The sequence below is a fragment of the Agrobacterium bohemicum genome, assembly GCF_002896715.1.
Taxonomy (GTDB): Bacteria; Pseudomonadota; Alphaproteobacteria; order Rhizobiales; family Rhizobiaceae; genus Agrobacterium; species Agrobacterium bohemicum.
Map to the genome: position 1 here is coordinate 335,185 of NZ_PGEL01000024.1, position 22,905 is coordinate 358,089.

Sequence of the window (22,905 nt, forward strand, 5' to 3'; positions counted from 1 at the left end):
CTTTCGCACGCACCTTGATTGCCGACTATCGCAATGCCGCAATCATGTCTATCGGTGGGGGCACATCTTGATGAGGAAAATACGAAGCGCAAGCCCCAAATTGCCGGTTTTCCATTCACATTCCCTTGGTTATGAAAAGATTCTGAGCAAGTGCAGCAAATTTTCCATAGGGCATGATGCTGTCGCGCGGAATATGCAGTAAGGGCAGATGGGCACCGCCGACAAACTCCATCATTTCANTTTCAGGCGGCAGACGGGGGCTTTCCGGGTGTAGGGCAGATGTGATGGCATAATGCATCTGCGCTTTTGCCACGCTGTCCATGGAAATAATGCCGCTGCCGCGCAGTTCCAAAAGTCCCGCAATCGGCTCGGGTCGTTCCGCAATCACGATCCCGTCGCGGATCGTGATAAAGACCTGATCATCCGCCAAGAGAACTGCTGACAGGCCACAGCGCTGAGCCTCTGTCAGNAAACTGAATGCAAGCTCGCTTTTTCCGCTGCCGGATGGGCCGACAAAGAGGAGGCCTGTCTGCCCGACTACGATCGCGGTCGCGTGAATATTGGTTCGCTCAGCGCTCATTGGCTTGCGCAAGTGGAAGCGACAGGCTGAAACGTGCACCGCAGATGACGCCATATTTGTCGATGATGNTTTCGGCCTTCAAAGTCCCGTTATGCGCTTCTGCAATCTGTCGGCTGATGGAAAGGCCGAGCCCGGAATTCTGGCCAAAACCTTCGGCGGAAGGGCGGTCGGTATAGAAACGTTCGAAAATTCGATCGATGTCTTCGGCCTGAATGCCGGGGCCATTGTCTTCAACGCGCACGATGCAGCGATCTTTCTGCCTCAACAGATGTACGAAAATCCGGCCATTATCGCTGTCGACGAAGGAGCGGGCGTTTTCGATGAGGTTGGTCACGATCTGGCCGATGCGAAGATCATGGCCGTTGACGATGTAGCTGACCTTGGTGCCTGGCTTATGATCGACGGTCAAATCGATCGTGACCTTCTTTTTCTTGGCGCTGATCTGGCGGGATATCTCGACCAGATTGCCGAGCAGCACTTCCAGATCGACGGGCGAAGCATCGGCACGGGCGAGTTCGGCATCAAGGCGCGAGGCATCCGAGATATCGCTAATGAGACGGTCCAGACGGCGCACATCATGAAAGATGATTTCAGTCAGGCGCTGTTTGGATTCCTCGGTTTTGGCCCGAGGCAGGGTTTCGACGGCGCTTCGCAAGGATGTCAGCGGGTTTTTAAGCTCGTGGCTAACGTCTGCAGCNAAACTTTCGATCGCGTCGATGCGATCATAGAGCGCGTTGGTCATCTCGCGGAGAGCGATGGAAAGGTTGCCGATTTCATCCTGTCGCGCCGAAAAATCCGGGATTTCCTCACGTGCTTTCGCACCGCGTCGCACGCGGATCGCTGCCGCCGACAGGCGTCTCAGCGGCGTTGCTATCGTGGAGGAAAGCAACAGCGACAGAACAATATTGACGAGGGTAGCAATGCCGAAAACGCGCATGATGGCGAGACGCTCGGCATGCACGATCTTATCGATATCACCAGCCTGCGTGGATAGAAGCAACACGCCTAACACCGCACGGAAGCGCTGCACAGGAACGGCAACGGAAACGATCAGTTCGCCTTTTTCCGTAACGCGCACCACGGCACCGCGAACACCGGTTAGGGCGTTCATCACTTCCGGGTAGATGGAGCCATCGCCGCCCGGCGTTTCTTTGTAGAGCGGCAAGCTGCTGGGTTGGAGCATGCGATTGAAGACACTGGCGAACCACTCGCTCCATGTCTGCGTTTCCTGCACGACGGGCGGCAGATCGTAGCGCAAAACCTGGCCGCGTGAATAAAGGTGGCGCGAATCCAGCAACAAGTTGGCATCCGCATCGAAAAGACGGGCACGGGTGCGGGTTGGTGAAATCAACCGCCGAAGGACGGGTGCTACACGCTCGGGATTGATCGGAAAGCTCAGGTCTTCATCGTTGGGCACAGGCGTGATGCTCTGACCCGCCTGCAATTCCAGCAGCTTTTCAGGGTTGATGGTGATGGAATTGGTGTCGACAGATGCAGAGGCCGAAATCGCGCCTGCGATAATTTCTCCCTGTGTCAGAAGGCTTTCGACACGCGCATCGATCAGGCCTTCGCGGAACTGATTGAGATAGAGAATACCACCGACGAGAACCACGGTCGCCGCGACGTTGAAAAATAGGATACGCCGGGTGAGGCTGGNAAACACGGCATTGCCGAAAATACGCCGGACAATCGTCAGCGGATGAATACGATGCCGTCGACCGCTTTCACGGTCGTCGGCATCGGTATGATCCGATACGCTGTCCTGCATTTTGTTCAGCAACGTCGTCCCTCAGCGCCGCTATATCGCGGCGTCATTTCATGGCTGCCGTATCTCAGGCTGCTTCGCGAAAGCGATATCCCACACCGTACAGTGTTTCAATCATGTCGAAGTCGTTATCGACCAGTTTGAACTTCTTGCGCAGGCGCTTAATATGGCTGTCGATGGTCCGGTCATCAACATAGACCTGCTCGTCATAGGCCGCGTCCATCAGTGCATCACGGCTTTTGACCACACCGGGGCGCTGGGCCAACGAATGCAGGATGAGGAATTCGGTCACGGTCAAGGTGACNGGCTCGCCCTTCCAGGTACAGGTGTGGCGTTCCTGGTCCATGGCCAGTTGGCCGCGCTCCAGGGTACGGGCCTGTTGGTCTGCTGTTGGCTTCAGCGGGCTTGCACCCGGCACGGCGGCGTCACGGCTGCTGGCGCGACGAAGGATCGCCTTGACGCGCTCGACCAGAAGACGCTGCGAGAAGGGTTTAGTGATGAAGTCGTCCGCGCCCATTTTAAGGCCGAACAGCTCATCGATTTCCTCGTCCTTCGAGGTGAGGAAGATCACCGGCAGGTCGGACTTCTGGCGCAGGCGGCGCAGCAGCTCCATTCCATCCATACGCGGCATCTTGATATCAAAAATCGCCAGTTGAGGTGGACGTGCAACCAACCCGTCGAGGGCAGACGCACCATCAGTATATGTTTCGACCTTGTAACCTTCTGCTTCAAGCGCGATCGAGANCGACGTCAAAATATTCCGGTCATCATCCACAAGCGCAATTGTCTGCATAATATTGGTCTCCAGCGTCATTCATCAATACTCCCGACATGCACCCCAGCCAAAGGTTGCGCCGTGAGCCTTTCTCATGAGTATAAAGGTGGAACAAATTGTGGCAAAGGNAAAGAGTGGCTTTCTTGGCTGTCCGGCAGCAGTAAATTCTGCAGAGGCAGACATTGCCGGATTCAACAGGGAACTAAACCGATTTAAAATGGAATAAAATCTTTTAAATCGATTAATATATTGAAATTATTGATTATTTTTAAAGTCGGACTTGTCTTTTGTTTTAACCGGGATTAATTTCCGTGAAAATTTCAACGGCTTTGTTTAACGAAAAGGAACGCGCCCGTGGAGGAACTTGGAGTACATAATCCTGAAAATGGACTGTCGGCACTCGGTCTGACTGGCGTTTCCGCGGTTCACTACAATCTCATAGAGAGCGAATTGTACGAACACGCGATCCGCAACGGTGAGGCAGACGTGACTGCTGACGGAGCATTGCGTGCGGTCACCGGCCAGCACACGGGTCGTTCTCCAAAGGACAAGTTCGTTGTTCGCGATGCTTCGACAGAAGATAAAGTCTGGTGGGACAACAACAAGCCGCTTTCGCCTGAGCACTTCGACATTCTTCATAAGGATATGCTTGCCCACGCCGCTGGCAAGACGCTCTATGTGCAGGATCTTATCGGTGGTGCGGATGAGGGCAATGCGCTTCCAACCCGTGTCGTGACTGAACTTGCATGGCACGGCCTGTTCATTCGCAACCTGTTGATTCGTCCATCCCGCGAAAAGCTTGCATCCTTCAAACNAAAGCTCACGATCATTAATCTACCGAGCTTTAAAGCCGACCCTGCCCGCCACGGCGTTCGCACTGAGACAGTTATCGCGTGCGACCTGACCAAGGGCCTAGTTCTGATCGGCGGCACTTCCTATGCCGGTGAAAACAAGAAGTCTGTCTTCACCGTTCTCAACTACCTGCTGCCTGCCAAGGGTGTCATGCCCATGCATTGCTCGGCCAATGTCGGTCCTGATGGTGACGCTGCTGTGTTCTTCGGCTTGTCCGGAACCGGAAAGACGACGCTGTCTGCCGATCCATCGCGGACACTCATCGGCGATGACGAGCATGGCTGGGGCGAAGACGGTATCTTCAACTTCGAAGGTGGCTGCTATGCCAAGGCCATCAAGCTTTCGGCAGAAGCGGAGCCTGAGATTTATGCCGCCACTCGTCGCTTCGGCACAGTGCTGGAAAACGTCGTTCTCGATGAAAACCGCGTTCCGGATTTCAACGACACGTCGTTGACGGAAAACACCCGTAGCGCCTATCCGCTGCACTTTATTCCGAATGCATCCGATACTGGCCTCGCCGGTCATCCCAAGACGATCATCATGCTGACCGCCGATGCCTTCGGCGTGCTGCCGCCGATTGCCCGGTTGACGCCGGAACAGGCCATGTACCACTTCCTCTCCGGCTACACGGCAAAGGTTGCTGGCACGGAAAAGGGCGTGACTGAGCCGGAAGCGACATTCTCGACCTGCTTTGGTGCACCCTTTATGCCGCGCCATCCCGCCGAATACGGTAATCTGCTGCGTGACCTCATCGGCAAGCACGGCGTCGATTGCTGGCTGGTCAACACCGGCTGGACCGGTGGTGCCTACGGTATTGGCAAGCGCATGCCTATCAAGGCAACCCGCGCGCTTCTGAGTGCAGCGCTCACAGGGGAGCTGAAAAACGCACAGTTCCGCACGGATGTGAATTTCGGCTTTGCGGTCCCGACCGCGCTTGATGGTATCGACAGTGGCATTCTCGACCCGCGTTCGACCTGGGCTGATGGTGCAGCTTATGACGCCCAGGCTAAGAAGCTGGTTTCCATGTTCGTCACGAACTTCACCAAGTTCGAAGACCATGTCGACGGCAAGGTCCGTGATGCTGCTCCCGGTCTGTTGGTCGCTGCCGAATAAGAACTGNAAATGGATTCACGTGAAGCCCGGCCTTGCGCCGGGTTTTTCGTTTCTGCATGTGGNTTTCATCCGCACCGATCTGTGGCATCACCGCTGCCGGAGAACGAACATGGCCAGCGCCCCGCTATTTATCAGCAACCGAATCACGATCGCCGGATGGGAACTGACGGAACAATTCGTGCTGGCAGGTGGTCCCGGCGGGCAGAACGTCAACAAGGTGTCGACCGCCGTTCAACTGTTCTTCGATGTCGCCAATTCCCCGTCTCTGCCAGATCGCGTCAAAACGAACCTGCTTCAGCTTGGTGGCAGGCGGGTGTCGAAAGACGGCGTTTTGATGATCGAGGCCAATCGCTTTCGTACGCAAGAGCGTAACCGCGAAGACGCGCGAGAGCGGCTGAAAGAACTCGTCCTCAAGGCCGCGGAACCGCCGCCGCCAGTGCGCCGGGCGACGAAACCCACCAAGGGTTCGGTCGAGCGGCGTCTCAAAGCCAAATCCGGCCGTTCTGACGTCAAAAAGATGCGCAGCAGGCCCGATAAGGAATAGCCCTCAAAGCTTGCGAAGCGCCACCGTGTCGATCAGGTGGTTTTGTCCCTTGCGCAAGATCAGGTCGGCACGCGGGCGTGATGGCAAGATATTTTGCCGCAGATTCTTGAGATTGATGTTTTCCCAGAGCCCCTCGGCAATCGCCCGGGCTGCTTCTTCCGATATAGAGGCGTAGCGATTGAAGTAAGACGATGGATCGCGGAAGGCTGTTTGCCGCAGGTTCATGAAACGGTTGACGTACCAGTTATGGATCAGCGGTTCGTCGGCGTCGATGTAAATGGNAAAATCGAAGAAATCCGATACCATCGGCACGATCCGTCCACCCGCTGGCAAATCGCGCGATTGCAGGACGTTGATGCCCTCGAAAATCAGAATGTCTGGCCGGTCGATGGTGGTAAATTCGTTGGGAACCACGTCATAAGTCAGGTGCGAATAGCGGGGCGCCATCACATCCGGTTGCCCGGCCTTGATAGCTGAAAGAAACCTCAACAAAGAGCCGATGTCATAGCTTTCGGGAAAGCCCTTTCGCTCCATCAGACTTTCCCTCCGCAAGACCTCGTTGGGGTAGAGGAAACCATCTGTGGTGATGAGATCGACCTTGGGGCTGGATGGCCAGCGCGCCAGAAGTTCTTTCAGAATACGGGCAGTCGTTGATTTACCAACAGCGACCGATCCGGCAATGCCAATGACGAAGGGGGTCTTGTTAACACCTGCCATGTTGAGGAACTGGTTGCGCTGTTCGAACAGGACCTGCGACGCCTCGACATGGGTAGAGAGAAGGCGCGACAGCGACAGGTAGATGCGCTTGACCTCGTCCAAATCGATGGGGTCGTTCAGCGAACGCAATCGTTTCAACTCGTCAGCCGAAAGCGTCATCGGCGTATCGGCGCGGAATTTCGACCACTCTTCCGAACTGAAGAAATAATAGGGTGAATATTCGTCGGGGCGGAAATGATCGAGCGTGTTTGGCATGCTTTGTCCTCCCATGCGTGCCACGGTCGTCATTTAGCAGGCCTCGATTCCNTTTCCTGCAGGCCGGATTGGCGAGTGCGGCGCTCCAGTTCTGCGAGCACGTCGGAGAGTGGAATATCCGCGATCTTCAGAACCACCAGTAGGTGGTAAAGCAGATCGGCTGCCTCATCCGTCAGGTTCTTGCGATCATTGGATATGGCGGCGATGACGGCTTCCACCGCCTCTTCGCCCAGCTTCTTGGCCGCGCGGGGCTGGCCCGCCGCCACAAGCTTGGCCGTCCAGGATTGCTCGGACGAGGCGCTGGCACGTTCAGCGACGATGCGCTCCAGATCGGAAAGGGAAAAGCTGGTCATCTCTCGCTACCTTGGCTTAATCGAGGCGCATGGCGATGCCGTGCTCGGTCATATAGGCCTTGGCTTCACCGATGGAATAGGTGCCGAAATGGAAGATGGATGCGGCCAGAACTGCCGTCGCGTGGCCATCTCTCACGCCGGCAACGAGGTCGTCCAATGTGCCGACACCGCCGGATGCGACGACAGGCACACGGACCTGATCGGCAATCGTGCGGGTCAGCGCGATGTCATAACCGCNTTTGGTACCATCGCGGTCCATGGAGGTGATCAGCAATTCGCCAGCACCGCGCTCCACCATCTTGATGGCGAATTCCACAGCGTCGATACCGGTCGGCTGGCGGCCGCCATGGGTGAAGATTTCCCAGCGATCGGTTTCGCCTGTCACGGAAACCTTCTTGGCATCGATGGAAACGACAATGCACTGATTACCGAATTTGTCTGCCGCCTGCGCCACGAAATCAGGGTCTTTCACGGCAGCGGAATTGATCGAGACCTTATCGGCACCGCACAGCAAAAGCTTGCGAATATCTGAAACGGCACGAACCCCACCGCCGACCGTCACCGGCATGAAGCAATGGTCCGCTGTGCGGGACACGACGTCGAAAATCGTATCGCGATTGTCGGAGGAGGCGGTGATATCGAGAAAGCAAAGCTCATCGGCACCGGCAGCATCATAGGCTTTCGCGGCCTCCACCGGATCACCGGCATCGATGAGATCAACAAAGTTGACGCCCTTGACGACGCGACCGTCTTTGACGTCGAGGCAGGGAATAATGCGGGCTTTCAGCGTCATGCGCGTGCCTCCTTGATCAACGCCAGCGCATTTGCCGGGTCGATGCGGCCATCATAGAGCGCGCGCCCTGAGATGGCGCCCTCCAGCTTGGCGGCATCCGGCTCCAGCATACGCTTGATGTCTTCGATGGAGGCCAAGCCACCAGAGGCGATCACGGGAATGGAAACGGCATTGGCTAGTTCCAGCGTGGAGGCCCAGTTGATACCGGCCAGAATGCCATCGCGGTCAATATCGGTGTAGATGATGGCGGCAACGCCCGCACCCTCGAAACGTTTGGCGAGTTCGATGACACCGAGTTCAGAGGCTTCCGCCCAGCCTTCTACTGCAACCTTGCCACCCTTGGCATCGATACCGACAGCGACCTGTCCGGGGAAACGCTTGCAGGCTTCGATGACCAGAACCGGATCGCGCACGGCAACGGTGCCGAGAATGACGCGGGCAAGTCCGCGGGAAAGCCACGCTTCGATATGCGCCAGCGTTCTGATACCGCCACCCAGTTGCACTGGGTTCTTGGTGGATTTGAGAATAGCATCGACGGCATCGCCATTGACGCTCTGCCCGGCGAACGCGCCGTTCAGATCCACCACATGTAGCCACTCGAAGCCCTGGTCTTCGAAGGCCTTTGCCTGCGCGCCGGGGTCCTCGTTGTAGACGGTGGCCTGCTCCATGTCACCAAGCTTGAGGCGAACGCACTGGCCGTCTTTAAGGTCGATTGCAGGAAATAGGATCATGTCAGGGCTTCCAGCGCAGGAAATTCGAAATGAGGGCAAGGCCAAGTGTCTGGCTTTTTTCCGGGTGGAATTGCGCCCCGACCTTGTTGTCGCGACCCACGAAGGCCGTCATCGCGCCACCGTAATTGGTGGTGGCAATGACATCCTCGGCATGTTTGGCGGCAAGGTGATAGGAGTGCACGAAATAGGCGTGCAGGCCATCCGCACCGGTCTTGATGCCGTCAAACAGTGGGTGAGGGCGGTGCAAGTCGAGCGTGTTCCAGCCGATCTGCGGGANTTTCAAGTTAGGATCGGAGGGCGTCATTTCCACGACATCGCCCTCGATCCAGCCGAGGCCTTCGCTCGTGGTCTTTTCCAACCCGCGTGAGGACATAAGCTGCATACCAACGCAAATGCCAATGAAAGGGCGGGCCTTGGTTTCGACGGCTTCGATCAAAGCCTCATTCATACCGCTCACGGCATAAAGANCCGCGCGGCAATCGGCATAGGCCCCTACGCCAGGCAGAACGATGCAATCAGCGGATGCAACGGCCTCCGGACTGTCAGTTAGATCGATGGTCGCATCGATACCGGCTTCGCGGGCAGCGCGCTCAAAGGCTTTCGTCGCCGAGCGCAGATTGCCGGAGCCGTAATCGATAATTGCCACACGCATATCAGCGCCTTCCATTCAAATCGAATTGAAACGACCCGGCTGGATCGTTCATGAACCCGTTGCCGTTTGTGCGGTCCTGTTTCCATTCCGGCTGCGGGATTTTGGAGATTTGCGAGATGTCATCTTCTGGCAGGTTTGAAAAGTAAATCTCCTCGGCAGCGGCAAGGTCACGTGCGTGAACGACATCTTTTAACGTCCAGCCGTTGCAAAGGAGATGTCGAACAAGAATATTTCGTCCTTCGAACCCAGCGATCAAACCTGCGGCGAGCGCGAAGAGTGCGCCTGTAGTGCCGAAGCCTTCCAGTCCTGAAACCTGACCTGCCGACACTTGCAAAACAACAATTCCGATGGCGACCAACCACAGGCGCTGGATGGCGAACCACACCCAGGGAAATAGCAGGGCAAGCCATGAGAAGCGATCAGCGATGAACCGCGTGGAGCGGTGATCGCGGTCTGGACCGCCGGGTGCTTCAAGAACCAGATAAGATGTCATCGGCTTTCCTGACAATGGTCTCAGCGATGGATAAAAGCGCAATGGCTTCGTGCCGCTCTGACGATTTCATCTATCTCAGGCCAGCATGCCCTTTGTCGAGGGAACGCGGTCTGCCTGACGGGGATCGATCTCGGTGGCAACGCGCAACACGCGGGCAACCGCCTTGAAGCAAGTTTCGGCTATATGGTGGTTGTTGGCACCATAATGATTCAGGATGTGAAGGGTTATACCGGCATTCTGTGCCAGCGCCTGAAAGAATTCACGCACGAGTTCGGTATCGAAGGTGCCGATCTTTGGCGCAGAGAATGCGACATTCCAGACAAGAAACGGACGACCGGAAATATCGACGGCGGCCTTGGTCATGGTTTCGTCCATGGCAAGATCAAGCGACGCATATCTGGCGATGCCGCGACGGTCCCCGAGTGCCTTGGCAATGGCCTGGCCGATGGCAATACCGGTGTCTTCGACTGTGTGGTGATCATCGATATGCAGGTCGCCCGTCACATCGATGTCCATGTCGATAAGCGAATGGCGGCTGAGCTGGTCGAGCATATGATCGAAGAACCCCACACCGGTGGAAATCTTCGATTTGCCTGTCCCGTCGATATCGATGCGCACGGAAACGTTTGTTTCGTTCGTCTTGCGGGAAATCTCGGCTCTACGCTCTGCCATTTGGCTGCTCCGTATCAATATCGGGGTTCCTTATCAGCAAGACTGGCAAATATCCAGCCATTACATTGTCTTGCCGCATTGCACCCCGGTCCGCACCGTCCGGCTCATTTGCAATCGCNAAAACCGGACTTACATAGACTTCGAACAGGGATCGAAGACGCATCCCGTTGCAACGCCCTCTCAAGGGCAAACAGGTGTTTGATGACAACAATTATTACTGTGAGAAAGGCCGGCAAGGTGGTGATGGCCGGTGACGGTCAGGTCAGTCTCGGCCAGACGGTGATGAAAGGCAATGCTCGCAAAGTGCGCCGCATCGGCAAGGCCGGTGATGTGATTGCAGGCTTTGCCGGTGCCACGGCCGATGCCTTTACGTTGCTCGACCGTCTTGAAAAGAAACTGGAGCAATATCCCGGCCAATTGATGCGCGCAGCCGTCGAGTTGGCCAAGGACTGGCGCACGGACAAGTATCTCCGCAATCTCGAAGCCATGATGCTGGTGGCCGACAAATCGATTACGCTGGCGATTACGGGTAATGGCGACGTTCTGGAGCCGGAACATGGTGCGATCGCCATTGGTTCGGGCGGAAACTATGCGTTCGCCGCTGCCCGTGCGCTGATGGATTCGGNAAAGTCGGCGGAAGAGATCGCGCGTCAGTCGCTCGATATCGCCGCCGATATCTGTGTCTACACCAACCATAATCTCGTGATTGAAACGCTCGACGCAGAGTAAGCTGCGCCTTCCAAAACCCATGGGTTCTCTGGGCCGGGCCTGATGGCTGGCCGCAACAGGACGCCGAAAGGAACAAGATGACGACTTTTTCTCCTCGCGAGATTGTCTCGGAACTCGACCGTTATATCATCGGTCAACATGACGCCAAGCGCGCCGTGGCGATTGCTCTTCGCAACCGGTGGCGCCGCCAGCAACTCGATGAAAGCCTGCGTGACGAGGTCATGCCGAAGAACATCCTGATGATTGGGCCGACCGGCGTCGGCAAGACCGAAATTTCCCGTCGTCTCGCGAAACTTGCTGGTGCACCCTTTATCAAAGTCGAAGCCACAAAGTTTACCGAAGTCGGGTATGTCGGTCGCGATGTCGAGCAGATCATCCGTGATCTGGTGGAAATCGGCATTGGGCTGGTGCGCGAAAAGAAGCGCGCCGAGGTCCAGGCGAAAGCCCACGCCAGCGCCGAAGAACGGGTGTTGGACGCGCTTGTTGGCTCCACAGCATCACCAGGGACGCGTGAAAGCTTTCGCNAAAAGCTTCGCGATGGAGAGATGGACAAAAAGGAAATCGATATCGAGGTTGCCGACACGAGTTCCGCTATGCCTGGCTTTGATATTCCCGGTATGCCACCCGGTGCCAATATAGGCGTCCTCAATCTCTCGGACATGTTTGGCAAGGCCATGGGTGGCCGTACGAAGAAGGTGCGCACGACGGTTGAGAAGTCCTATGCCGATCTGATCCGCGATGAATCCGACAAGATGCTGGACAACGAGCTGATCCAGCGCGAAGCGGTGAAGTCCACTGAAAATGACGGCATCGTCTTTCTGGACGAGATCGATAAGATCGCGGCGCGTGATGGCGGCATGGGTGCGGGTGTGTCCCGCGAAGGCGTGCAGCGTGATCNTTTGCCGCTGGTGGAAGGCACGACCGTGTCCACGAAATATGGGCCTGTGNAAACCGATCATATTCTGTTCATCGCATCCGGTGCTTTCCATGTATCTAAACCATCGGACCTTCTGCCCGAACTTCAGGGCCGTCTGCCGATCCGCGTCGAGCTGAAGCCTCTGACCAAGGAGGATTTCCGCCGTATTCTGACGGAAACCGAGGCAAGCCTCATCCGCCAGTATATAGCGCTGATGGCAACGGAAGATTTGAATCTTGAATTTACAGATGACGCCATAGACGCTTTGGCTGATGTTGCGGTCCATCTGAATTCGTCCGTTGAAAATATCGGCGCACGTCGTCTTCAAACGGTGATGGAGCGGGTGTTGGACGAAATTTCGTTCAATGCGCCGGATCGTGGCGGCTCTGCTGTGAAGATCGATCAGGACTATGTGNAAAAACACGTAGGAGACATTGCTGCCGACACCGACCTCTCTCGCTACATTCTTTAAGCTGCGTCAGAGTGCGGCCATCTTTGCCGCACTCTTANTTTATTTGCCTTCTCTCGACATTTGACCACGTTTTTCGCTAATGAAAACGTTAATAGCTTTTGAAAGTATGGTCCGGTCTTAAAGCCGGTCGAAGAAAAGGCATTTCCCGTGCGTAAAACCCTTCTGGCATTGGCCGCGATTTTTGTCTTCGGCGTGGTTTATCCGTCGTTCGCGCAGGCGGCGACGGTGCCCCCCGGTAACCGCAATGCGGAGCAACCGGGCATACCAGGCGCTTCAGCGCGCCGCACGAAAAGCTCTAACTCCACATTTGATCGCAAATATCAGAAGGTCATCGATCTCCTTTCAAGCGATAAGCAGTTGATCTCAAAGATCAAATCGACGGCGGGCCGCTATGGGATCGACCCGATTCATATGATCGGCGCTATCGTGGGCGAGCACACCTATAATGTCGACGCCTATGACCGGCTTCAATCCTATTACGTCAAGGCTGCTTCATACGCTGGCAACAGCTTCCGTTTCGGTTACAAGGACGAAACTATCGCCCAGTTTCTGTCGCATACGCAGTTTTCCAAATGCGAGACGAAGCGCGATTCGGCCAGCTTATGGACCTGCCGGGAAGACGTCTGGGACGATAGCTTCCGGGGCAAAAAGGTTGATGGTGTCAGCTATCCGGACAATCGCTTCAGTTCGGTTTTCTTCCAGCCCTTTTATGCGGGCCAGACCTTTGGGCTTGGCCAGATTAATCCTTTGACGGCACTGATGCTGTCTGACAGGGTTGCGCGCGTTTCCGGCTTTGAAAATCTGGATGAGAATGATGCCGCCGCGGTCTATACGTCGATCATGGACCCGGATCGGTCGCTGGCTTACATGGCGGCCGCCATTCGCAAATCCATCGATGACTATAAGTCGATTGCCGATATGGACATTTCCAAAAATCCGGGCCTGACATCCACGCTCTATAATCTGGGTGGATCGCAGCAGCGAGCCGCTGCGCTTGCCCAGAAGAACCGTCAGCGTGCCGCAAGCGGGGAAGCGCCATTGTGGCCCGAGGAAAATTATTATGGCTGGCTGGTCAACGACAAGCTGCCGGAACTTCAGAATCTTTTGTAATTTTCTAGCAAGGTCGGATGAAGTATTTCTGAAAAGAAAACCGTTAGACGCTGGCCCGTGATTGACGAGGCGGCCTTTCAGCGTCCACTCTCCGACCCAATAATGACAAGGGAGATATATGGTGAGCCGCATCGAACAGCACGGTCTTTTATTTGACGAAACGCTTTATCGCTTTTTGAAGGACGATGTCCTGCCGGAAACAGGACTGGACGCAGACGCCTTCTTCGCGGGNTTTTCAAAGATTGTGCGCGAGCTGTCGCCAAAGAATCGGGACTTGCTGGCCAAGCGTGATGCCTTTCAGGNAAAAATCGACGCCTGGTATCGTGAAAACGGCGCGCCGATAGATCTTGATCAATACGAGGCGTTCCTGAGAGACATCGGCTATCTCCTGCCGGAAGGTGGTGCCTTCAAGGTCGATACGCAAAATGTCGATCCTGAAATTGCCCTGCTCGCCGGTCCACAGCTCGTCGTGCCGGTGATGAATGCGCGCTACGCGCTGAATGCCGCGAACGCCCGCTGGGGTTCGCTTTACGATGCGCTTTACGGCACAGATGCCATTTCCGACGATGATGGTGCCGCGAAAGGCAAGGGATACAATCCCAAGCGGGGCGCGAAGGTCATTGCCTGGGCACGGGATTTTCTGGATCGCTCTGCGCCATTGGCAAGCGGCAGCTGGTCACAAGTATCCGGCGTCAAGATTGAAGACGGTGTGCTGGCGATTGAAGTTGGCGGCGCATGGGGCGGATTGAGTGATCCTGCACAGNTTTCAGGCTTTGGTGGTGAGGCCGCCGCACCTTCATCAATCCTTTTGGCGAAGAACGGCCTTCACGTCGAAATCGTCATCGATCCCTCGACCGATATTGGCAAAACCGATGCGGCGGGCATTTCAGATGTCATTCTCGAATCAGCGCTGACGACGATCATGGATTGTGAGGATTCCGTCGCTGCGGTCGATGCGGACGACAAGGTCGTGGCTTACAGCAATTGGCTCGGCCTGATGCGCGGTGATCTGACCGAAGAAGTGGCCAAGGGCGGTTCAACGTTCACTCGCCGTCTCAATGCAGACCGCAATTACACCGCCCCAGATGGTTCTGCACTGACTATTCCGGGTCGCTCGCTGATGCTGGTGCGCAATGTCGGCCACCTCATGACCAATCCCGCGGTGCTTGATCAGGATGGTAAGGAAATCCCCGAAGGCATCATGGATGCGATCGTCACAGGCCTGATTGCGCTTTATGATGTCGGTCCCAACGGACGCCGCCAGAATTCGCGTGCCGGCTCCATGTATGTGGTCAAGCCAAAAATGCATGGTCCGGAAGAGGTGGCATTTGCATCCGAAATTTTTGGTCGCGTCGAAAAGCTGATCGGCATGGAGCCCAACACGATCNAAATGGGCATCATGGACGAGGAACGCCGCACCACCGTCAACCTCAAGGAGTGCATTCGCGCCGCCAAGGATCGTGTCGTCTTCATCAATACCGGCTTTCTGGATCGCACCGGTGATGAAATCCACACCTCGATGGAAGCGGGCCCGATGATCCGCAAGGGCGACATGAAGCAGGCTTCTTGGATCGCAGCTTATGAGAACTGGAATGTCGATATCGGTCTGGAATGCGGTCTTTCCGGCCACGCCCAGATTGGCAAGGGCATGTGGGCGATGCCGGACCTGATGGCGGCAATGCTGGAGCAGAAGATCGCCCATCCGAAAGCCGGTGCGAACACGGCCTGGGTGCCGTCACCCACAGCTGCGACGCTGCATGCCACGCACTACCATAGCGTCGATGTGGCAGAGGTTCAGGGCGGATTGAAAAATCGTGATCGTGCCAAGCTTTCCGACATCCTGTCGGTACCCGTCGCGGTTCGCCCAAACTGGAGCGCAGAGGAAATCCAGCGGGAATTGGATAACAATGCGCAGGGAATATTGGGCTATGTCGTTCGCTGGGTCGATCAAGGCGTTGGATGCTCGAAGGTCCCCGATATCAACAATATCGGCCTGATGGAGGACCGCGCGACACTGCGTATTTCCGCCCAGCACATGGCCAATTGGCTGCGCCATGGTGTCGTTTCCGAGGCACAGATCATGGAAACCATGCAGCGCATGGCCGCTGTTGTGGATGGCCAGAATGCGGGTGACCCAGCCTATGTGCCAATGGCGGGAAACTTCGATACATCCATCGCTTTTCAGGCCGCTGTAGAGCTGGTGCTCAAGGGTAAAGAACAGCCCAACGGCTATACCGAACCGGTCCTGCATCGCCGCCGTCTTGAGTTGAAGGCCAAACAGACAGCTTAACGGGTTTCTTTGGCGTCCCGTCGGCGACGCGTGATGACGGGCGACAAAAGCGATCCCAACAAAAAAGCCGCCGGGAAATCCTCGGCGGCTTTTTTGACTTGATGACCGGCGATCTTACTGGATCACGATAACCTTGGATGTGCGGCCTGGCCGGACGCGGCTGTAGAGATCAATGACGTCCTGATTGATCATACGGATGCAGCCAGATGAGGCAGCCGTACCGATGGATGCCCACTCAGGCGAACCATGGATGCGGAACAGTGTATCCTGGCCCTTCTCGTTGAAGAGATACATGGCGCGTGCGCCCAGCGGGTTGGTCAAGCCAGGGCCCATGCCGCCTTCCACATATTTGGAGATTTCAGGCTTGCGCACAGCCATTTCCTTCGGCGGATGCCACATTGGCCATTCCTGCTTCCAGGCGACATAGGCTTCACCAGCCCATGCAAAGCCCTGCTTGCCAACGCCGATACCGTAGCGCACAGCCTTGCCGCCCGGCAGGATGTAATAAAGGAAACGCTCGCGGGTGTTGACGATAACAGTGCCTGCTTTTTCCGGCGTTTCGAAATTCACGATCTGGCGGTGGAAACGCTTGTCCACGCGGTTGATCGGAATGGCTGGCAGGGCATAGCCTGCATCGGTCGTCGCACCGTAAACTTCGTCACCGAAGATCTGCGTGGTTTCGACATAGGCCGGTGCCGAGGCGGTGCCAGCAGGTGAGGTCTGGGTCGTCGTGGAGGCGCAACCGCCCAAAGCAAGTACGGACGACAGGCCGAGGGCAGTCAAGGAAGTGCGAATGCGCATGATGTTCTCGCGGGAAATATCGGCTATATGAGTCGATGTAGGAAGCTCTATTGAATAGATCGGTTATTTTCGATTAATCTTAGGTTGGCAAGCCGTTGCACCGCAGCAAAAGAATACGGTGCACGAAATCGCGGCCTCATGGCCTTTTTGCAACATGAAAGGGATCGATTTCCCGGATTTCATCCATGACTATTCTTTCTATCATCAACAATAATCCGTTAATCGACGGGCGGCAGTCAGAAAACGCGATGCTTGTGCGTCGCGGCGTTCAGATATTGCTGAACGAAATGCGCCACGCCGTTTTGCCGGAACTGTCACTGTCCAGTGGTAGACGGGCCGATCTCATCAGCATTTCGGCAAAGGGAGAGGTATGGATTATCGAGATCAAATCCTCCATCGAGGATTTCAGGGTGGACCGTAAATGGCCAGACTATCGGCAACATTGCGACCGGCTGNTTTTTGCGACCCATAACGGCGTGCCGCTCGATATTTTTCCGCAAGAGTGCGGAATGTTCGTATCGGATGGCTACGGCGCGCTCATGGTGCGCGAGGCACCCGAACATAAATTGCCACCAGCGACGCGCAAATCCCTGATGCTGGAGTTTTCTCGTGTAGCAGCCCGCCGCCTGATGATGGCCGAGTGGTCAACCGGCAAAAGCTATTCCGATTAGAGTAACTTGGTGGCGCCGGATATTATTTCGGCGCCCGCTTGGCCAATATGCGTTGCAATGTACGCCGGTGCATATTGAGGCGGCGCGCTGTTTCTGAGACGTTTCGCTCGCACATTTCATAGACACGCTGAATATGCTCCCAGCGTACCCGGTCCGCCGACATGGGANTTTCCGGCAAATCCATCTTGTCGCCTTCTCGCTGGGTCAGCGCATTGAACACGTCATCTGCGTCGGCGGGCTTGGCAAGATAATCGAGCGCGCCGAGCTTTACCGCTGTGACGGCAGTGGCGATGTTGCCATATCCCGTCAAAACCACGATTTGCGTGTCGTCACGGTGCTGTCGGATCGCCTCGATTACCTCAAGACCGTTGCCGTCACCCAATCGCAAATCGACGACGGCATATTTGGGCGGTGCCAGTTTTGATTTCGCGATGCCCTCGCTGACGGATTCGGCGGTCTCTACGGTAAAGCCGCGCGTTTCCATGGCGCGTGCGAGGCGCCGCAGAAACGGACCGTCGTCATCAACGATCAAAAGTGATTTGTCCGGNCCGATCNGGTCGATATCTACCGGTGCGATCGCATCTGGCTTATCTTTTTGTGTGTCGTCACTCATCCCAGCAGTCTCCAGCGGTCTTCTTCACATATAGGGACCTGGCAGGTCTCATTGAATGCGAGAGTAAAGTCAGTTACTCTTCTTATCGTCCATGATCGCGCGTGGCCAGACAACCGTCACCCGCGCCCCTGCGGCATCTGGTCCACGGTTCTCAAAACTGAGCGTTGCACCGGAGCGCTCGAGAAGGGTTTTCGCGATGAACAATCCAAGCCCCAACCCACCGGCGCGTGCCTCATTCTGGCGCTTCGTGACGTAGGGTTCACCGATCCGCGCCAGAATGTCCGGGGCATATCCCTGGCCATCGTCTTCGATCATGACCTTCACTTGCTGCGCGTCATGTTCCGCCGTCACCGTTACGGATTCGCGTGCATAATCGACCGCGTTTTCCAACAGATTGCCAAGACCATAGATAATACCGGCATTGCGTGCGCCGACCGGCTCGCCGCTTCGACTGCTTTTTTCAACCAGCCGCAGCTTGATGCCGAACTCACGGTGCGGCGCCATGACCTCCTCGATGAGAGAGGAAAGCGGAAGCTTGCGCAGGTGCTCTTCGCCGTCTGCAGAGAGCGAGGTTAGCCGGCGCAGAATATCACGACAACGCTCGCTTTGACTGCGTAGCAACGCAACGTCCTCCCTAAAACGGTCGTCCCTGCCCAGCTCTCGCTCCATCTCTTTAGCGACCACACTGATGGTCGCGAGAGGAGTGCCGAGTTCATGTGCGGCNGCGGCCGCCAGTCCGTCCAGTTGCGACAGATGCTTTTCCCGCTCGAGAACAAGTTCTGTCGCAGCCAGCGCATCTGCCAGCTGATTGGCCTCGTGGGACACACGGTATGCATAAAAGGCAGCGAACAACATCATGGCAACGATGGAGCACCAGATGCCAACATGGATGATCAGCTGGATCGGCAGCGTCTCATCCGGATACCATGGAACCGGAAAGGGTGAGAAGGCTATCGTCGTGACGCAGACAAGCGCAAAGACCAGCAGCATCAACGAATGTTTCATGGGCTGCGACGCAAAGGCGATAATGACCTGTACGCAGATAAGCGGTGCAAAGGGGTTGGAAAGCCCACCGGTGATGTAGATCAATGCCGTCAGTTGAAGAAGATCAAAGGCGAGAAGCAGTGTCGCTTCCCACGGGTCAAGGCGATAGGTGGCCGGAAAGCGAGCCGATAGGAACAGGTTTGCCACTGCGAGCGCACCGATCAGCACGGCACAGGTGAGAAGAGGCAGCGGNAAATTGAGGCCGAAGGCAACGATGAGGATCGTCGCGCTCTGCCCGACCACGGCCAGCCAGCGCAGCCAGACAATTGTCTGCAAACGGATATGGCGACTGGCACGGCCGAGCCGCGTGTTTTCTTCTGGCTGAACGGCCATCCGCCGATCTCCTGTCTTACGTTCCGCGCGGCTTTACGCGATTGGTCGGCAGTGCCGAGGCTGGATCTTCGGGCCATGGATGGCGTGGGTAGCGCCCGCGCATATCGGCACGTACGTCTTTCCACGAACCTGCCCAGAAACCGGGAAGATCCCGCGTGGTCTGTATCGGCCTGTGTGCGGGCGAGGTCAATTCCAGAAGCAGTGGCAATTTGCCGCCCGCGACCGAAGGGTGCTGCTTCAAGCCGAAGAGTTCCTGCACACGGATTGTCAGAGTCGGCTCGTCCCCATCGTAGCTGATCGGGTGTTTTTGTCCCGTTGGGGCCTCGAAATGCGTCGGCAGCAATTTCGTCAGTTCACGTTGTGCCGAATGCGGAACGAGCGATAGCAGCCCGTCCATGATGCCGCCGGACCTGATCTCCTGAATACTCCTGGCATCATGCTGGTAAGGCACGAACCATTCATCCAGCCGCCCAACCAGCGCCTCGTTGCACGTATCCGGCCACGGGTCACCAATGGTCCGGTGAAGAAAGCCCAGACGCTGGCGCAACTGCTGCGCTTCTTTGGAAAAGGTGAGAATGACCAAACCGTGCTCGCGAATGCCATTGGCAAGCGCAAGTGCGGCTTTCTCGCCGCTCGGTTTGCCAAGCGGGGTCTCTTCCAGAACAATTGCACCAATGCGGGTGACGCGACGGGCACGAACCTGACCGCTGGCCTTTTCGNAAAACAGTTGGTCCTCCGTGCGGACCGCGTCCGGCACATGTTCTTCCACATCTTCACGCCCTATCGAGGCCGCTGCCAGAATGCGCGGCTGCGCAGCGCGCCCGGTCACATCCGCCACGACCAGCATTTTTTCCGTGGCAAGACGCTCTGTCTCGGCAAGCTCCGCCCCTCGACCGTTGGCCATCACGTAACGCCCACGCCCGCCCCGCTGGAAGGCAATGCGATCGGGATAGGCACGCAGCAAGAGTTCTCCAGCGGTGACGGTATCAGCAGATGCGTCTCGAACCCTGCCGCCAAGGGACAAGACAATCCGTTTGGCCAGACTTTTGGCTGCGGTTGCACGTTCGCCTTTTTCATATTTGAAACGGCGAAGCCTTTCCTCCAGATCGATATCGCTGCCGCCAAGTCCTTGTTCGGTCAAAATCACCGCCAGCATTGCCGCATCGTTTCCATGTCCTGCCTCCTGCGCGGCAATGACCATGGCGGATAGGCGAGGGGGCATGGCCAGCTCCCTCATTTTCTTGCCACGCGGGGTAATAGTCATTGACGCATCCAGCGCGCCAAGGCTGGTCAAAAGCGCGCGCGCCTCGATGAGAGCGGACTGCGGTGGCTGATCCAGAAAGGCAAGCGAAGCCGGGTCGGTCACACCCCAATGCGCGAGATCGAGTGCCAGCGCGGACAAGTCACTGGCCAATATCTGCGGCGGTGTAAAGGCCGCAAGTGCGGCCGTCTGCCCCGTATGCCATAGCCGGATGGCGATGCCTGGTTCGGTACGCCCAGCGCGCCCCGCCCGTTGATCTGCCGAAGCGCGCGACACCTTCACCGTTTCCAGTCGTGTCATGCCCGTCGACNGCTCGNAAACCGGTAGGCGCTGCAAGCCGCTATCGATCACGACGCTCACGCCATCGATGGTGATTGAGGTTTCGGCAATGGAGGTTGCCAGCACGATCTTGCGCTTTCCCGGCTCTGTCGGCTTGATCGCAGCATCCTGCTCTTTCTGCGACAGGTTGCCATAAAGGGGAATAACGTGGGTATCCGGGCCGAAGCGACCGTCAAGCCTCTCCACGGTCCGCGTAATTTCGCCCTGACCTGGCAGAAAAGCGAGAATTGATCCTTTTTCGTTTCCGTGGACCTCGATGATTGCCCGTGCGACGCTATCTTCTATCCGCTCACGGCTCGGCCGGTCATCATAGCGTATGTCTATTGGNAAACTGCGCCCCAGACTTTTGATAACCGGGGCTTCCCCCAATAGGTTGCTTATTCTTTCCACATCGAGAGTGGCCGACATAACGACGATCTTCAGATCATCACGAAGTCCGGCCTGCACATCCAGTGCCAATGCGAGACCGAAGTCGCCGTCGAGCGAGCGTTCGTGGAACTCATCGAAAATGACAGCGGACACGCCGCCCAATTCCGGATCATCCAGAACCATGCGCGCAAAGACACCTTCCGTTACGACCTCAATCCGGGNTTTGGGCGAGATACGGGTGTCCAGCCGCATACGATAGCCTACGGTTTCCCCAACCGTTTCTCCCAAGAGCGCTGCCATGCGACTGGCCGCAGCCCGGGCCGCCAGTCTTCGTAGCTCCAGCAGAATAATCTTGCCGTCTCCGCGCCATGATTGGTCGAGCAGATAAAGCGGCACCAGTGTTGTCTTGCCCGCCCCGGGCGGCGCCGAAAGCACCGCCTGCCCATGGCTTGCCAGCGCAACGCCAATCTCCGCCAACACATCCGTAACCGGGAGGGTAGGCAATATCTGCTCTATAATCTGTGTCATGCCACTCACGAGTTCAGGTCTTGACGCTTTCATAGGCCAAAATGGCGCCTGCGAGGTCTTCCAGCGCAGCGCCGACGGATTTGAAAAGCGTTATTTCGTCATCATTAGCACGCCCGGCATGGTGACCAGACACAAGTTCACGAAGTTCAGCACGAATATCATTGCGTCCGATGACACCTGCAGCGAGAGGCTGAACGATATCGCCTCCCTCCTTCAGTGCGCCATCGAACGTATCGACAAAAAGGCTGGCACGTATCACCGCCATATCGTCGCTTTCGCGCATGGTAGGCTTGAAAGCGCCGACAAGATCGAGATGGGCACCGGCTTTCAACCATTCGCCCTTGATCAANGGGTCTTGAGAAAGCGTTGCGCATGAAATGATATCAGCCGAGCGTGCTGCCCCTTCAAGATCGGTGCAGGCCTTCGCATCAAATCCAAGCTTACGTGCGTCCTCAGCAGTTCTCTCTGCGGCAACAGGGTTGCGTCCCCATATACGAAATGATGTCAGCGGCCGTGTGGTGGCGTGCGCCTCTATCAAGTTGAGCGATAATCGTCCGGTGCCCACCATCAACATAGAGGAAGCATCGTGACGCGCGAGATATCTGGCAGCCAGAGCCGATGTCGCTGCCGTGCGCCGCGCCGTCAACTCACCGCCCTCTATCGCAGCCAGCATTTCGCCCGTCTTGCCCGAGGACAGTAAATAGGTGCCAAATATCGCTGGAAAAGAACGCAGGCCGTTATCGGGGAATACAGAAAGTATTTTTACGCCCATATAGGACCCGGGCACCCAGGCAGGCATCATCAACAATGTTGCGTCGTTCTCGCCCGGTACCTCTACCCCATGATGGTGCCTGACAGGCATGACGCAGCTACCGCGAAACATGCTCTCTATTGCATTGATAAGTGCGGGCCACGCCAAGGCGCGCCGAGTTTCTTCTTCGTTGAGAACCAGCATGACAAACTCCCGTTCCGATGATTGGGATAGACCTTAGCAAGGCCGCATTGTCTGGTGAAGGGAGAGGAGGCTGATGGGCTGTAAAACGCCGCTTTACAGGAAAGAGCCAGTATTGGCTTTTTTATGCGGGGCGGGGTGGTTGGGCGGGGTTAATCCNAAATACTTTTTGAAATCAATAA

The 22,905-nt window shown here is 56.5% G+C and carries 22 protein-coding genes; 7 read left to right on the forward strand and 15 right to left on the reverse strand.

Annotated features, from left to right (window positions below; all coding sequences use genetic code 11):
* Nucleotides 1–115: 115 nt before the first annotated feature.
* From CUC55_RS11990 to chvI, 3 genes are all read right to left on the reverse strand, one after another.
* On the reverse strand, nt 116–634 hold the full coding sequence (locus CUC55_RS11990) for an HPr kinase/phosphorylase (RefSeq protein WP_425352816.1): 519 nt from the start codon (nt 632–634) through the stop codon (nt 116–118).
* Complete coding sequence (locus CUC55_RS11995; RefSeq protein ID WP_425352824.1) at nt 570–2,348, reverse strand: stimulus-sensing domain-containing protein; 1,779 nt, start codon at nt 2,346–2,348, stop codon at nt 570–572. The genes CUC55_RS11990 and CUC55_RS11995 overlap by 65 nt, the downstream gene beginning before the upstream one ends.
* A gap of 64 nt (nt 2,349–2,412) precedes the next feature.
* Entirely contained in the window at nt 2,413–3,138 is a 726-nt protein-coding gene (gene chvI, locus CUC55_RS12000) for a two-component system response regulator ChvI (protein ID WP_103088014.1), read from the reverse strand.
* A 336-nt stretch (nt 3,139–3,474) separates the two neighbouring features.
* Here chvI and CUC55_RS12005 point away from each other — a divergent pair, with 336 nt between their 5' ends.
* Both CUC55_RS12005 and arfB read left to right on the forward strand, forming a co-directional pair.
* Nucleotides 3,475–5,085 (forward strand): phosphoenolpyruvate carboxykinase, encoded by a 1,611-nt coding sequence (locus CUC55_RS12005; protein ID WP_103087972.1) that lies wholly within the window; start codon nt 3,475–3,477, stop codon nt 5,083–5,085.
* A 109-nt stretch (nt 5,086–5,194) separates the two neighbouring features.
* Entirely contained in the window at nt 5,195–5,629 is a 435-nt protein-coding gene (gene arfB / locus CUC55_RS12010) for an alternative ribosome rescue aminoacyl-tRNA hydrolase ArfB (protein WP_067646301.1), read from the forward strand.
* A 3-nt stretch (nt 5,630–5,632) separates the two neighbouring features.
* Here arfB and coaA read toward each other — a convergent pair whose 3' ends face one another.
* The 7 genes from coaA to hisB all read right to left on the reverse strand — a co-directional run bounded on the left by coaA (nt 5,633) and on the right by hisB (nt 10,295).
* Nucleotides 5,633–6,601, reverse strand: a complete 969-nt coding sequence (gene coaA / locus CUC55_RS12015) for a type I pantothenate kinase (RefSeq protein WP_103088015.1) — start codon at nt 6,599–6,601, stop codon at nt 5,633–5,635.
* A gap of 29 nt (nt 6,602–6,630) precedes the next feature.
* Complete coding sequence (locus tag CUC55_RS12020) at nt 6,631–6,954, reverse strand: phosphoribosyl-ATP diphosphatase (protein ID WP_103087973.1); 324 nt, start codon at nt 6,952–6,954, stop codon at nt 6,631–6,633.
* 16 nt (nt 6,955–6,970) lie between these two features.
* A complete protein-coding gene (gene hisF, locus CUC55_RS12025) occupies nt 6,971–7,747 on the reverse strand; it encodes an imidazole glycerol phosphate synthase subunit HisF (RefSeq protein ID WP_103087974.1) in 777 nt (258 codons plus the stop codon).
* Nucleotides 7,744–8,478, reverse strand: a complete 735-nt coding sequence (hisA, locus tag CUC55_RS12030; RefSeq protein WP_067646166.1) for a 1-(5-phosphoribosyl)-5-[(5-phosphoribosylamino)methylideneamino]imidazole-4-carboxamide isomerase — start codon at nt 8,476–8,478, stop codon at nt 7,744–7,746. Before hisA ends, hisF begins: the two co-directional genes overlap by 4 nt.
* Before the next feature lies 1 nt (nt 8,479).
* On the reverse strand, nt 8,480–9,130 hold the full coding sequence (hisH, locus tag CUC55_RS12035; protein ID WP_103087975.1) for an imidazole glycerol phosphate synthase subunit HisH: 651 nt from the start codon (nt 9,128–9,130) through the stop codon (nt 8,480–8,482).
* Nucleotide 9,131: 1 nt separating this feature from the next.
* Nucleotides 9,132–9,623, reverse strand: coding sequence for a DUF2628 domain-containing protein (locus CUC55_RS12040; protein ID WP_067646170.1), 492 nt, complete (start codon nt 9,621–9,623; stop codon nt 9,132–9,134).
* Between the two features lie 75 nt (nt 9,624–9,698).
* On the reverse strand, nt 9,699–10,295 hold the full coding sequence (gene hisB, locus CUC55_RS12045; RefSeq protein WP_067646172.1) for an imidazoleglycerol-phosphate dehydratase HisB: 597 nt from the start codon (nt 10,293–10,295) through the stop codon (nt 9,699–9,701).
* Between the two features lie 201 nt (nt 10,296–10,496).
* On the opposite strand from hisB, the gene hslV reads away from it, so the two are divergent.
* The 4 genes from hslV to CUC55_RS12065 all read left to right on the forward strand — a co-directional run bounded on the left by hslV (nt 10,497) and on the right by CUC55_RS12065 (nt 15,812).
* On the forward strand, nt 10,497–11,024 hold the full coding sequence (gene hslV / locus CUC55_RS12050; protein WP_103087976.1) for an ATP-dependent protease subunit HslV: 528 nt from the start codon (nt 10,497–10,499) through the stop codon (nt 11,022–11,024).
* 77 nt (nt 11,025–11,101) lie between these two features.
* Nucleotides 11,102–12,412, forward strand: coding sequence for an ATP-dependent protease ATPase subunit HslU (hslU, locus tag CUC55_RS12055; RefSeq protein ID WP_103087977.1), 1,311 nt, complete (start codon nt 11,102–11,104; stop codon nt 12,410–12,412).
* 147 nt (nt 12,413–12,559) lie between these two features.
* Nucleotides 12,560–13,522, forward strand: coding sequence for a DUF1402 family protein (locus CUC55_RS12060; protein WP_067646178.1), 963 nt, complete (start codon nt 12,560–12,562; stop codon nt 13,520–13,522).
* A gap of 118 nt (nt 13,523–13,640) precedes the next feature.
* Entirely contained in the window at nt 13,641–15,812 is a 2,172-nt protein-coding gene (locus tag CUC55_RS12065; protein ID WP_103087978.1) for a malate synthase G, read from the forward strand.
* 114 nt (nt 15,813–15,926) lie between these two features.
* Here the strand turns inward: CUC55_RS12065 and CUC55_RS12070 are convergent, their stop codons facing one another.
* On the reverse strand, nt 15,927–16,613 hold the full coding sequence (locus CUC55_RS12070; protein ID WP_067646180.1) for a L,D-transpeptidase: 687 nt from the start codon (nt 16,611–16,613) through the stop codon (nt 15,927–15,929).
* A gap of 185 nt (nt 16,614–16,798) precedes the next feature.
* Between CUC55_RS12070 and CUC55_RS12075 the strand changes: the two genes are divergently transcribed.
* A complete protein-coding gene (locus CUC55_RS12075) occupies nt 16,799–17,284 on the forward strand; it encodes an MmcB family DNA repair protein (protein ID WP_103087979.1) in 486 nt (161 codons plus the stop codon).
* A 22-nt stretch (nt 17,285–17,306) separates the two neighbouring features.
* Here CUC55_RS12075 and CUC55_RS12080 read toward each other — a convergent pair whose 3' ends face one another.
* The 4 genes from CUC55_RS12080 to lhpI all read right to left on the reverse strand — a co-directional run bounded on the left by CUC55_RS12080 (nt 17,307) and on the right by lhpI (nt 22,726).
* Complete coding sequence (locus CUC55_RS12080; protein ID WP_103087980.1) at nt 17,307–17,897, reverse strand: ActR/PrrA/RegA family redox response regulator transcription factor; 591 nt, start codon at nt 17,895–17,897, stop codon at nt 17,307–17,309.
* Between the two features lie 69 nt (nt 17,898–17,966).
* Nucleotides 17,967–19,274: an ActS/PrrB/RegB family redox-sensitive histidine kinase gene (locus CUC55_RS12085; RefSeq protein ID WP_103087981.1), complete on the reverse strand. Its 1,308-nt coding sequence runs from the start codon at nt 19,272–19,274 to the stop codon at nt 17,967–17,969.
* A gap of 16 nt (nt 19,275–19,290) precedes the next feature.
* Complete coding sequence (hrpB, locus tag CUC55_RS12090; protein ID WP_103087982.1) at nt 19,291–21,771, reverse strand: ATP-dependent helicase HrpB; 2,481 nt, start codon at nt 21,769–21,771, stop codon at nt 19,291–19,293.
* A 13-nt stretch (nt 21,772–21,784) separates the two neighbouring features.
* On the reverse strand, nt 21,785–22,726 hold the full coding sequence (gene lhpI, locus CUC55_RS12095) for a bifunctional Delta(1)-pyrroline-2-carboxylate/Delta(1)-piperideine-2-carboxylate reductase (RefSeq protein ID WP_067646188.1): 942 nt from the start codon (nt 22,724–22,726) through the stop codon (nt 21,785–21,787).
* Nucleotides 22,727–22,905 lie beyond the last annotated feature (179 nt).